Origin of the sequence: Desulfobacter sp. UBA2225 (genome assembly GCF_002348205.1) — a bacterium.
GTDB classification, from domain to species: domain Bacteria; phylum Desulfobacterota; class Desulfobacteria; order Desulfobacterales; family Desulfobacteraceae; genus Desulfobacter; species Desulfobacter postgatei.
In genome coordinates, this window is record NZ_DDYV01000072.1 from 1 (window position 1) to 13,167 (window position 13,167).

The window sequence follows — 13,167 nt, forward strand, 5'->3', positions numbered from 1 at the left end:
CCAAGACCGCGCTGATCGGGGGGCGGGGGATTGTTTCCATTGTAGGACAAATGGGGGACTCTGCCTGCCTGGTTTGTGACCCTGGACGCCCTTGCCGTAATCTGGCTTTGCAATGTGGTGCTTTTAAAAGTTCTGGTTGCCGTGACCGAATATGTATCCGGCCTTGTTATGCCCTGGTGGGGTGTCGTGTTTACCGTGGCTTTTTATATTCTGGTGGCCCATGGGGGATACAGGATTGTTGAAATGTTGTGCAAGATTATTGTCTCTTTGCTTGTGGTTTGTTTTATCGGCACCCTTTTTATTGCAAAGCCGGACCTGGGTATGGCCATTCACGGGCTTTTGCCGGATTTTTCCCATTTCGGGAAAGCTGAGATTCTGATGATGACCGCTATCATGGGCGGTTCCATCCATGTGACCATTTTATCCATGCAGACCTATACCGTGCATGAAAAAGGGTGGGGGGTGTCAGATCTGGGAAAAGCCCGTTTTGATACGGCCGTTTCTCTTCTTGGGGCATTCGGGCTTTACTGCACGGCCATCTATCTGACCGGCGCCTGTGTACTTCACCCGGCAGGTATCCATGTGAATACCCTTTTTGAAATGGCTGATGCCATCACGCCGCTTTTAGGGTCCTACGCCCACGCCTTCTTTTGTCTGGGTATCTGGAGTGCCGTGTTTTCAACGATTATGCCCACCTTTATTGCTGNNAGGTACCGGCTGACAATTCTGGCCGGGTGCCTCATTGCCCTTCCCGGTGCCTTTCTTTCCGGCAGGCCGGTTAACCTTTTATTGATCATGCTGGCACTGTCGTTTCTGGGCACCCCCTTTTTTGTGGGGATATTTTTATGGCTGCTCAACGATAGGAACTGGGCAAAACAGTACAGAAACGGTCCTGTGTTAAATATTGCAGGTGGCTTCGCGCTGCTGGTTACCCTGTTTCTAGGGATAAAGTGGGTTGGGGGGCTTTAGAGCCTGTTTAAAAATTGATGAATCGGCTGCAATCTCATTTTCATGAGATTTCGCTTCGATCCCCTAATTTTTAAACAGGCTCTTAGAAAGGAAGGTGCATTTGAAAATATCCGATCACATATCCATCCCGGATACCAGTATTGAATTTTATCCCATCCGGTCCCGGGGACCAGGGGGGCAGAATGTGAACAAAGTCTCTTCAGGGGTTCATATCCGTTTTGACATCCATGCCTCGGATCTTACCGAAGAGATTAAGGCAAAACTTTTGTCTCTCAGCGACAAACGTATTACCCCGCAGGGGATTATCGTGATCAAAGCCATGACTTTCAGGAGCGCTGCAAAAAACCGTGAAGATGGATTGGAACGGCTTGCCGAATTGATCAGACGGGCTCTCCGGCCTGTGAAAAAAAGAAAAGCCACCCGGCCGACCCGGGGATCGAAAGAGCAGCGCCTTGATTCGAAAAACAGGCGCAGCAGGGTTAAAGTATTAAGAAAAAAGATAAATATTTAATTTTTGAACAAAAAGTCACCCATCTGCGGCGTTTCCGGAAATTGTTTCATAAAATCTTAGCATCCTTGTAACATCAGCGTAATAATAAAATACTATTTTCTTTATGAGTTAAATATTCATAAATATTTCGAACAGGATTACTCCCCAACATGATTGCAGCCATGAAACGTAACGAAAATAAGGTGCCCACGCCGTATGATATGCTCCGGTGTCTGGACCGGATCAGCGCAGCTGTGGGCCTGAACGACCAGACCCCTGACAGTTTTGTTCAGACCCTGCCTTTTATGGACGGGGATGCCACGGCCGGTGCTGAAAATGAATTTCAGGCGGTGGTTGCGGGGAAGCGGGAAAATATCGACCTGGCCCGGGTTATTGAAACTTCCAATTATTACCGGAATCTTGTGGAACAGGCCAGGACCGGCGAAACGCCCCAGCGGCGGGTCATGGCCCTGGAACGTCTGCTCAAGGATAAAGATGGACAAGATTGGGAAAATTCCTGGGTATGGTTTCCCCGCCGGGTGCTAAACCGGTTTGCCAATCAGGTGTTTAACAAGGATCTGAAGGCAGATAAATCCATCCCCGCATCAGAATACCGCAGGGATGCCGCCTGTTTCGTATTTGAAAAAAACGGGGAAAACCAGGTCCGGGTGCCTGTCTCCTATCTGCTCAAGCTGGCCCTGGCTGATGCGGTTGGCGGTGACAATGGGGTGCCGGAACCGGTAAAAACCTGGGGCGAAAAAATGCTCGCCCATTTTTCCAATGATAACAGTTCGCCGGAGCTTTTTTCTTTTTATCCTGTTAAATCAGATGGTACAGCCAGTCTGGGAGAAAAGCTGGCTGCAGAAACCCTGCTTCGTTTTCTTTTGACCCAGGCCCTGGTGGCCTACGCCGGGCATAAATTTGAGCTCAATGAAAATGGCCAGAAGGTAAAGGTTTTCTTCTCCGCCACCCCTCCCGGGGACCAGAAACGTCTTAACGATGTTGTTTCAGATGCGTTTTACCGCGAATTGTTCATGAGCCCGTGTCTGTCCGGATGGGACCGGGGAGAGGAAAAAAAAGAGTACATGAGTGTCTGTCACAAGGTGTTGTCCCGCAGCCAGATCAATGCCGTGGCTCAGCTCAAGGAGGCCGGCATTATCAACTCCAACCTTGTGGTGCTGCCCAACACCTCCAATATCAGTCTGGCCAATAACGGCACCCATATCAGTCTTGGCAGCACCAAACTGTCCCGGTGCATGTCTGATCCGGGATCAGGGTTTACGGCCCTGGAGGAAAAATATACAGGCGATCTGACAATAAAAATCTGGGAGCATTTTCTGCCCCTGTTTGCCACCACCTATTCGGCCGCCCCCCACAGGTTTGAGTTCCAGGATTTTCACCCGGAACGGGTTTTAGGCTTTATGCCCCACGAACTGATCCATACCCATTTGCGCATGATCTGGCGGCGGTGGAAGAAGAAGGCCCATCTCAAGGTCATGGGCAAATCCATGACCCCCTTTGGCCCGATATGGCTGGATCACATGATTGCAAATATATTCAGGCTCAAAGGGGATTTTGTGCCGGATGGCCGGCTCATTGACTATTTTACCTCGGTGATGAGCACCTTCCAGAGCCCGGCCTTGAACGGCAGTTTGGAAAGCGAGGCTGATCTTAAAAAGGACCTCACCGAAATGGGTGTGTTTGACGGGCGCATGGCCCTGTACCAGCTGGTCCGTTTGAGGAAATATCACCAGATGGGGTATTCCGGGTTTGAACACCGCTACTTCAGCGTGTTTGAAGATGTTGTCAGGGATATGGGAAAGGCTGCGGACCTGCAGGTGCTGATCACGGCCCTGGCCCAGAAGTATCTCTATTCCCGGCAGGTGGACCATACCATGATACCCGATTCCCCGACCGTTGAAAGCGAGCGTCGCCAGATATTTTTTTGTACGGCCATTGGTATCCCCACTTTTTTTGTTAAAACCCGGACCCGGAATCGGTTTTTGGCTAAAATTTTGAAAAATACCGCTAAAACCAGGCACAGCCACAGGTATCCGGGTTACACCCGGGTTCTGGTAGCGGAATACCAGCGGGCCCTGATTTCCCTGATTCAAACTGATGGCGCCGATCTTGTGTCGGCTTTGAACTGTTCATCCCTCCTTGATGATCTGGAAAATCGGGTGAATATGCCGCAGACCCATGCCGCATGCGGCCGGATTACCCAGGGTATTCTTGAAGGTTCGGGTAAACACAACCCCATGTCCATGCCGGGCAGAGTGTTTAATAGACACGCAGAGGCATATTACGGGAAGACCCTGAGGGAGGCCCATATCAGCCAGGGGTTTGAGCTGCTCGGCAAGGCTTTTGAGCAGATAGACCTGTGGGCAAGATATCGGGATACCTCATATGGGCAGGCCCTTGGGCAGATTTTAGGCAGCCGGGATATACTCAACTTTTTAAAATCCATGCGCCAGGATTTTATGGATGAGACCTGTGCGCCTGAAACGCTTAAGAAGTTTATTTACCTGATGGTGCTTGTGGTAAGCCGGGAGATGAAGGCCTGGCAAGATAGATAGTGTTTGAACAAAAAGTCACCCATCTGATCAACCTATCTGGGGCGTTGCAAGAAAAGTTGCAATCCTCACAATTATAAGGTTGCTCCGGGTGCAATTTTCCTTGCGCCTTGCATCTGGGCAACTTTTCGTCCGAACACGGGTTTCCGTTCAAGGACACACTAATCCGCGATGCGCCAAATTCCTTTACTTCCCACTTAAATCTTGATACGAAATTTTAGATTTTAGAATCGAAATTCAACAATTTTTAGATATCAACAGTATATTTCATAAGGGGATCTTTTGTGGCAAACGACGATCTTTCCGTTCTCAACATCGATAAATCACGCATTGCTCGCCGGGGAAAGAAAAAGCACTTTGTTTACTTACTTCTGCTGCCGGCGTTCCTCATCATTGTGGGTGTGCTGTATTACCAGGGCGTTTTAACATTGGCCGTGAAAGTGGATGTTGCCCGGGTTGTGGGGCTTTATCCTTCTGAAGCCTATACCCTGCTCAATGCCAGCGGTTATGTGGTGGCCCAGCGTAAAGCGGCGGTGGCGTCGAAAATAACCGCCCGCCTGGTTTCGCTCTCTGTTGAAGAAGGAAGTCCCGTCAAAGCCGGTCAGGAGATTGCCCGGCTCGAAAGTGATGACCTTGAGGCTGCCCGTAACCGGGCTTTGGCTGATCTTGAGTTTGTGCGTTTTAAAATCGAACAGGTCAAAGCCGAGCTGACAGATGCGACCCGCTCCCACCAGCGCAATAAACAGCTGCTGCCGAAACAATACATTTCCATGGCGGAATATGATGTCGGCGAGGCACGCTACCGCACGGCCCGTGCGGCTCTTTCGGCGGAGGAGGCGGCCCTTAAAGCAAGCCGTGCCGCACTTCGGGAGGCGGCCGTGAATCTGGAATATGCCGTCATTCGAGCGCCTTTTGACGCCCTTGTATTGACCAAGAATGCCGACATCGGTGATATTGTAACACCGGTGGGTGCTGCTGCCGATTCTAAATCTGCGGTTGTGAATATTGCGGACATGGATTCGTTGATGGTCGAGGTGGATGTGTCGGAATCCAATATCCGTCAAGTGTATGTTAAACAACCCTGTGAAATCCGTTTGGATGCACTGCCCGAGGCACGGTTTGCCGGCAGGGTCCATATGATTGTACCCACGGCGGATCGCAGCAAAGCGTCTGTGATGGTCAAGATCGCGTTTCTGGAAAAGGACCGGCAGATGTTGCCGGAAATGAGCGCCAAAGCGGCCTTTTTATCGCAGCCCCTGACGGTTGCCGAAAAAGAGCCGGTCATGGCGGTTCCAAGGGCGGCTTTAATGGAAGCAAACGGGGAAAACATTGTTTTTCTGGTGCAGGACGGCAAAATCATTCAAAAAACCGTCCGTTTGGGTCGACAATTGGGTGATATGACTGAAGTCAAGTCCGGTTTGGCGTCAGAGGATGTTATTGCCTTAAACCCCCTCCACCGCCTTAAGCAGGGCATGAAGGTCGTGATCAGTGACTGATTTGGTTGAAATCATTGAGGTGTACAAGTCTTACCGACGTGGCAGCCAGGTGTTGCCGGTATTGGAAAACATCAACCTGACCATCGGGGTAGGGGAGTTTATCGCATTGATGGGGCCGTCGGGTTCGGGAAAAAGCACCCTGCTCAATCTCATTGCAGGTCTGGATAAGGCCGACAGCGGTATTATCCGGGTCGCCGGTGTCGATATTACAACGCTTTCGGAACGTGAACTGGCTGACTGGCGGGCGCTTAATGTGGGATTCATCTTTCAATTCTACAATCTTATTCCCGTGCTGACCGCCTTTGAAAATGTTGAACTGCCCCTGCTTTTGACCAACCTTTCCAAGAAGGAACGGCGCCGGCATGTACAGGCTGCCATAAATCTGGTTAATTTGTCCGATCGCGGGGATCACTATCCCGGTCAGCTCTCTGGCGGTCAGCAGCAGCGGGTGGCCATCGCCCGTGCTATTGTGACCGATCCGACCCTGGTGGTGGCTGATGAACCCACCGGTGACCTGGATCGCAAATCAGCCGACGATGTGCTGCTTCTCCTGGATCGTCTTCGTTCCGATTTGGACAAAACCATTATTATGGTAACCCACGACCCGCGTGCCGCCAAACGGGCACACGGTGTGCAATATCTCGATAAAGGTGTTCTGGCACATGAATATACTGAAGATTTTGGTCCGGAATGCCTTTAGGCACAAGCTGAGATCCATCCTGACAATCATTGCCATGTGTATCGCCATTCTTGCCTTTGGCTTGCTGCGCACTGTCATCAGTGCCTGGTACGCCGGTGTGGCCGCATCCTCCGCCGACCGCCTGGTGACCCGGAACGCCATTTCACTGATATTTCCATTGCCCCTGGCCTATCGTGATAAAATTCGTTTAACCGATGGGGTTAAAGGGGTTTCTTACGGCAATTGGTTTGGGGGGATTTACATTGAGGAAAAAAACTTTTTTGCCAACTTTGCCGTGGAACCCCAAACCTATCTGGCCCTCTACCCTGAATTTATCCTGCCGCCTGATCAGCTCAGAGCTTTTTTAACCAACCGCAAGGCCTGTATCGCCGGGGGCAGACTGGCTGAACGCTTTGGCTGGAAAATCGGGGATACCATCACCCTTAAAGGTACGATTTTTCCCGGTAACTGGGAACTGTTATTACAGGGAATCTACCGGGGGCGGGACCAGACGGTCGATCAATCCATGTTTTTTTTTCATTGGGATTATCTTAACGAGTCCCTTAAAAAATCGACTTCGGGACGTGCCAATCAGGTCGGATATTACATCATCCAACTGACTGATCCTGACCGGGCGGCAGAGGTCTGCACTGCTATTGATAAAAATTTTAAAAATTCCCTGGCCGAAACCCTGACTGAAACGGAAAAAGCGTTTCAGATGAGTTTTGTGGCCATGAGTGATGCGCTGATCTGGGTGATTCAGATCGTCTCCGGGGTGATCATTGTGATTATTTTAGCGGTTGTGGCCAATACCATGGCCATGACCACGCGTGAACGGATTGGTGAATATGCCATCTACAAAACTTTGGGGTTTGGTGCCTTCTATATTTGGGGGTTGATCTGGGGAGAGTCCCTTGTCATTACCCTGAGCGGAGGCCTGTTGGGGATGGTTTTAACTTATCCTGTCAGCAGGGTTTTCAGCAATGCCGTGGGGACGGTTTTTCCCGTCTTCAACGTTGATATCACGACGATCTATATGGATTTGGGGGTGGCGCTGACGGTGGGTACCCTGGCAACGATTTTGCCGGCCCGACATGCCTGTAAAATCAGTATTGCCGATGGATTGAGGCGGGTGGATTAAAGAGTGAACAAAAGGGGTCTATTTTGAAAATTCCTTTTTTATATAGTGTAAGAAACCTTCTGACGCGGCGTCTGACCACGGTGTTTACCGCAGGGGGCATGGCGTTGGTGGTCTTTGTTTTTGCCTCTTTGCTGATGTTGTCCGAAGGCTTGAAAAAAACTTTGGTGGACACCGGATCCGAAGATAACCTTATCGTTATCAGAAAGTCCTCCACTTCCGAGGTGCAGAGCAGCATCGACCGCCTTCAGGCTTCCATTATGGAAACCCAGCCGGAAATCGCATTCGGAGCCGATGGTCAACGGTTGTCCGCCAGGGAATTGGTGGTGCTCATCAGTTTGTCCAAGCGGGGCAGCAACAAACCGTCAAACGTTGTCATTCGAGGCATTGATAAAAATTCGCTCAAGCTTCGGCCCCAGATTAAATTGATTGCAGGACGGTTGCCCCGGCCCGGTTCCCTTGAAATTATCGGAGGTGAAAATATTGTCAAACGGTTTCAAGGCGTGGGGATGGGTGAAACCCTCTCCTTTGGCATGCGAACCTGGACGGTTGTCGGTGTTTTTGATGCCGGAAAGACCGGATTCAGTTCCGAGATCTGGGGAGATGTGGATCAGTTCATGCAGGCTTTCCGAAGGACCGTCTATTCCAGTCTCCTTTTTAAACTGCGAGACCCTCAGCAATTTTCAGACGTCATAACGCGTCTGGAAAAAGATCCCCGGCTGACCGTGGAATGCAAACGTGAAACCACCTATTACCGGGATCAATCCCAGGCACTGGCCACGTTTCTTCGAATCCTGGGGCTGGCACTGACCCTTATTTTCTCCATTGGTGCGGTGATCGGTGCCATGATCACCATGTATACGGCAGTCGCCAATCGGGTAGCGGAAATCGGCACGCTGCGTGCCCTGGGATTTCAGAAAACGAGCATTCTTGTCGCCTTTTTGGCAGAATCGCTTTTCCTGGGTTTGATCGGTGGCATTACAGGGTTGCTTATGGCTTCTGTGCTGCAGCTTGCCAGCATTTCCACCACCAATTTTCAAACCTTTTCCGAACTGGCTTTTTCCTTTCATCTGACCTTTGAAATCGTTTACAAATCCATTGCCTTTTCACTGATCATGGGGTTTGCGGGCGGCCTGCTACCGGCACTGAGGGCGTCGCGCATGAATATCATTGAGGCATTACGGGCAAGTTAGGAAGAAAGTTTGGTCTGTCCTCTATTTTATATGTATACTGCAGGCAAAAATATCAAACAGGCTCTTGAAAAAGGAGGACTGGAATGGATTGGCTGGTTGAAAATAAGGCCTGGGAGTGGATTTTTTCAGGCATTGGTGTGGTTGTGATGTGTTGGGTGGCTGAAAAAGTACTAAAAAAAAGTAACGAAAAGAGTGAGCAAAGGGGAATCGGCAGTGAGGTGAATGTAACAAACAAAGGGGATGTGAACGTGAAAACTCAACCGAACATCACAAACAGTCAGGTGGGTGCTGTTGGAGATCATATTCACGTTTCCGGAGGGATTCATTTGAATGCCGATAATACGGTCGAATCTGTAAGGCTTGGTGAGTCTGGTCAAGGCAGTCAGACCGCGAATAAGTTAAACCCTCCCGAAAAAAGTCGAGTTTTCAAAAGTAAAAAAGCGCCCAAAGTTTTTATCAGTTATGCCCGTGAAAATCAGATCCAGGCCGAGCGGCTCTATGGTGATTTAAAAAAAGCCGGGGCTGAACCATGGTTGGATAGTAAGAACCTCCTTCCCGGTGAGAAGTGGAAGGCAGCGATTGGTCATGCCTTAAGAGACAGTGATTATGTCATCGTCCTGTTATCGACCCATTCGGTTTCCAAACGAGGATATGTTCAGGCGGAGATGAAGCGGGCGCTTGACATCCTCGATGAATTCCCGTCGGATGATATTTTCGTCATACCGGTCAGGCTGGATGATTGTAGAGTGACCGAAGAGAAACTTCTTGCTCTCAATATAGAGGACCTGTTTCACGACTGGAGAAGTGGTTTGGCTCGAATTTTTAAATCTGTTTTTAGAAATATCGAGCCGGGACCGGCACAACCGTCCAACATATCCGAGCCCCAACCCTTTAAAAAATTCACGGATCTCGTGCTGCCCGGTGGGGCGATGGATGTAGCGTCACATTTTTATATCGAACGTCGGGAAGATGGGGAAGTACTGGATGGTATCAGCCGCCACCGCGGTCTGGTTACCCTCCAGGGGCCGCGGCAGAGCGGAAAAACCTCCATGATTCTTAGGCTGTACGCCGACGCTCGTGAAAAAGAGATGCCGTTTAGATGGGTAATGGTCGATTTACAGAGCCTTGAGCGGCACCATTTCGAAACCCTGGCCGGGATCTGGCAGGTCATTTTAACTGAGATGGATACCCAGCTGAACCTTGGTCGATTCAATGATGCTTTATGGAACCCAAACGCCAATGTCGACCGCAACGTCACCACGTTTCTGGATCGGGCCGTTTTTTCCGGCAACGATACTCCGCTCCTGATCTGTCTGGATGAAGTCGACCGGGTGTTCTCCATGCCGATACGGTCAGATTTTTTCTCCGTATTGCGGGCGTTTTATAACCGGGGGGCAATTGATCCGGCCTGGAAGAACGTCAGGTGGCTTTTAAGCACCTCTTCGGAACCCCGTTTTTTTATAGACGATCTTACCCAGTCACCGTTTAATGTGGGGGTGCGGGTGGCGTTGGACGCCTTTACCTTTGAGGAGACCCAGGCATTTGTAAGGCAGTACGGATTCATTGATCAACTGGGGCTGATAGAAAAGATCATGAATTACGTTGGCGGCCGTCCCTATCTGGTCCATCTGCTGCTGCACCATTTGACATTGGAACCGGCTCGCGAAAATGATTTGTTTGATGCCGGAACCGCAGGCAGCGGGATATTCCAATCCCATATCAACCCTTATCTGTCAAAGCTGCAGGAAAAGCCGGACCTGGCCTTGGCCATGAAAAGCGTTCTGGCCGGAAACGGCTGCAAGAACGTCAAACTGGCCAGCCGGTTGTCAGCAGCAGGGCTGGTGAAAGAAGATGCTGATGGGCGGCTGGTTTGTGCCTGCGAATTGTATGCGACCTACTTGAAAGGAAAATTTTAGTCCATGACCCAAGACGCTTTTTTTCAGGTCGGCGGCACCTTGGAAAGCGGGCACCCGAGTTATGTGGAACGTCCTGCCGATGCAGAGTTGATTGAGTGCCTGGAAAAAAATGAAATTCCACTGGTGCTTGCCCCGCGTCAGACCGGAAAATCCAGCCTCATGGTCCATGCCCGGGGAAAACTTGACACACTGGGGTTTCGCAGTGCCGTGGTGGACCTGCAGCCATTGGGGAACCATACTGAACTCGACCAATGGCTGAGTGATGTCATTTATCAGATCGAACGGTCATTGGGACTGTCGGCCGATACCTTATCCTGGTGGGGTGATCATCGGCGGCTGGGGCCGACCCAGCGTTTCATCACCTTTGTTGAAGATGTCATTTTGGGTGAAATAAACGGAAGGGTTGTTATTTTTTTCGATGAAATTGATTCGGCGTTGCCCCTGCCGTTTTCCGATGATTTTTTCACCACCCTGCGAACGCTGGCCAATGCCCGGGCCGATAACCCGACCCTCAAGCGCCTGACCTACGTGTTGATAGGCGTTGCCATTCCTTCGGACTTTATCAAGGACCGTTCCCGGACACCGTTTAATATCGGCAGGGAAATCACCCTGACCGATTTCAGCCAGGAAAATGCCGGACCGTTCAGGATGATTCTCGGCAGTGATTCAGACAAGGTGATCGGGCGCATTTTTTACTGGACCGCCGGGCAGCCGTTGATGGTACAGGCCCTTTGTGAAAAAATGTACGGCTTGCCGCAAAATGAGAGAACCGTTGACAATCTGGACCATGCGGTTCATGACACCTATTTGGAACGGCAGATTAAGAAAAGCACCCACCTGTATTTTATTCGCAATTATCTCCTGGATAAGCACCATCATCCCCGTAAGACGCTCAAAATCTATAAGGCGGTGCTGTCCGGCACAAATATCAGCCATGACGAACGGTCTCCGGTCCATGCCCGGCTGCTTCTTTCCGGCGTTGTGCGTCTGGAGGAAGGGCGGCTGGTTGCACGGAACCGAATTTACCAGTCCATTTTTGATCGTCAATGGATTAAAGAAAACCTGCCAAGCGACCGGGTAACAATGGTGGCCTATGCATCCTCAACAGGACTAGTTCTGGTGCTTCTCTGGTTTTTTATTATTCAGCCCCTGGTGTTTCCCACGTTTGTCAAAATTCAAAATTTGCCTTGGATGGATTCAGATATCCACTATGTCACCCAATCTGATATTTCGCTGCCCATTTCCATGCTGTTGCCTGAACCAAGAAAGATCACGCTGAACGGAAAGGTTTTTCAAGCAAGCTCTGAATTGGATAAAATCAAAGGCGGCCAGATGTCTATTGACTTCAATCATCTGCGGATCGGAGCAAATTTTTTCACTATTCGATTTTATGGAAAACCGTGGAAAGCGAATGTAGAAGCAGATATGACCATTGTGTATTACCCAAAATTCCAATGGCAGGTGCCCGATCAATTAGAAATGGTTTCTGTTCCGGGCGGTTGTTTTGATATGGGTTGCGGAGATTGGGCGGACTCCTGCTCAGATGCTGAGAAACCGGTCCATAGGGTCTGTCTTTCGACCTTCGAGATCGGCAAATTTGAAGTGACCCAGGCCCAATGGGCGTTGATAATGGGGTTTAATCCATCGTACTTCGGCCGGGGGGGGCGCCTGCCGGTGGAACACGTTAGCTGGCACGATGTTCAGGATTTCATTCAAAGGTTGAATGCTGTCAGCGGACAGCAGTACCGGCTTCCGACTGAGGCGCAGTGGGAGTATGCAGCACGTAGCGGCGGCAAACCCGAAAAATATGCCGGCGGGAATGATTTGAAACAATTGGGATGGTATGAGGCAAACAGCAATGGTAAAACGCATGAAGCTGGCGGGAAATTGCCGAATGGTCTCGGCATCTATGATATGAGCGGCAACGTTTGGGAGTGGTGTTCGGATTGGTATGACAGGTATTCAGAAGGTGCGTCAAGAGATCCAATTGGTCCAGCTTCGGGCGCGGTCCGGATTGGTCGAGCTTCGGGCGCGGTCCGGGTGGTCCGCGGCGGCGCGTTCGGCGGCCCGGCCGAGTTCTGCCGGTCCGCTGCCCGCGACGGCATCCTCCCGTCCTACCGCGACCTCAGCTTGGGGTTCCGGCTGGTTCTGCTCCCAGGTCAGCAGGGGAAGTCTGGCCAGTGAAGCAAGGCACAGAGTGGACCGGAGGGCGATGTGCCCGGCATGCCGTCGGCGGAGCAGGCTGCCGGGGGGATCGTCCCGGAGGGGAACGGCGGACCGCTGTTTGGCCGGCTGGGATGCGGACCCGGCATCAGCGGCAAATCCGTCTAATTGCCTGTGCACATCTCAAGATTTTCTCATACGTCACACATATTCTTTTAGTCGTAAGGTAACACGGTTAAAACAAAGTGCGGGCATAATGCCTGCATTATGAAACATCAATTTATAGACCGCAAAACCCGGCAGGTCAGAACCGAAATCCTTAAAGCAGATCCCGTTATCAGCGCCATTTATTCGCCGATACGCGAAAAAGCTTCCTTTTTGTTTCGTCTGATAATTTCGGCCAGGATGTCCAGCCTGATCGGGGCTGTTTCCTATGATCTGCCTTTTTTAAACTCCCCGATAGATGCCGGAAAATTTATGGCTGCCCACGGCATTGATTTAAGTGAGGTGGCAGGAGATCCTGCAAAACTGGATACCCTTCGAAAAGTTT

The 13,167-nt window shown here is 50.7% G+C and carries 9 protein-coding genes and 1 pseudogene; all 10 read left to right on the top strand.

Features of this window, described 5'->3' with window-relative positions; translation table 11 throughout:
- The first annotated feature begins 75 nt into the window (after nucleotides 1-75).
- Nucleotides 76-969, top strand: a complete 894-nt coding sequence (locus B3D59_RS03860; protein ID WP_286817802.1) for an NRAMP family divalent metal transporter — start codon at nucleotides 76-78, stop codon at nucleotides 967-969.
- A 100-nt stretch (nucleotides 970-1,069) separates the two neighbouring features.
- Nucleotides 1,070-1,480, top strand: coding sequence for an alternative ribosome rescue aminoacyl-tRNA hydrolase ArfB (arfB, locus tag B3D59_RS03865; RefSeq protein WP_349676859.1), 411 nt, complete (start codon nucleotides 1,070-1,072; stop codon nucleotides 1,478-1,480).
- A 161-nt stretch (nucleotides 1,481-1,641) separates the two neighbouring features.
- Nucleotides 1,642-4,035, top strand: coding sequence for a hypothetical protein (locus B3D59_RS03870; protein ID WP_286817806.1), 2,394 nt, complete (start codon nucleotides 1,642-1,644; stop codon nucleotides 4,033-4,035).
- A gap of 281 nt (nucleotides 4,036-4,316) precedes the next feature.
- Nucleotides 4,317-5,528: an efflux RND transporter periplasmic adaptor subunit gene (locus B3D59_RS03875; RefSeq protein ID WP_286817807.1), complete on the top strand. Its 1,212-nt coding sequence runs from the start codon at nucleotides 4,317-4,319 to the stop codon at nucleotides 5,526-5,528.
- Complete coding sequence (locus tag B3D59_RS03880) at nucleotides 5,521-6,228, top strand: ABC transporter ATP-binding protein (protein ID WP_286817809.1); 708 nt, start codon at nucleotides 5,521-5,523, stop codon at nucleotides 6,226-6,228. The genes B3D59_RS03875 and B3D59_RS03880 overlap by 8 nt, the downstream gene beginning before the upstream one ends.
- Nucleotides 6,191-7,348: an ABC transporter permease gene (locus B3D59_RS03885; protein ID WP_286817810.1), complete on the top strand. Its 1,158-nt coding sequence runs from the start codon at nucleotides 6,191-6,193 to the stop codon at nucleotides 7,346-7,348. Before B3D59_RS03880 ends, B3D59_RS03885 begins: the two co-directional genes overlap by 38 nt.
- A 23-nt stretch (nucleotides 7,349-7,371) precedes the next feature.
- Nucleotides 7,372-8,538 carry an ABC transporter permease gene (locus B3D59_RS03890; protein WP_286817813.1) on the top strand — a complete coding sequence of 389 codons (1,167 nt, stop codon included), beginning with the start codon at nucleotides 7,372-7,374 and terminating at the stop codon, nucleotides 8,536-8,538.
- Nucleotides 8,539-8,621: 83 nt separating this feature from the next.
- A complete protein-coding gene (locus tag B3D59_RS03895; RefSeq protein WP_286817814.1) occupies nucleotides 8,622-10,454 on the top strand; it encodes an AAA-like domain-containing protein in 1,833 nt (610 codons plus the stop codon).
- Nucleotides 10,455-10,457: 3 nt separating this feature from the next.
- Entirely contained in the window at nucleotides 10,458-12,638 is a 2,181-nt protein-coding gene (locus B3D59_RS03900) for an SUMF1/EgtB/PvdO family nonheme iron enzyme (protein ID WP_286817815.1), read from the top strand.
- A gap of 246 nt (nucleotides 12,639-12,884) precedes the next feature.
- A pseudogene (locus B3D59_RS03905) lies at nucleotides 12,885-13,167 on the top strand (phosphatidylserine decarboxylase); the annotation flags it as partial.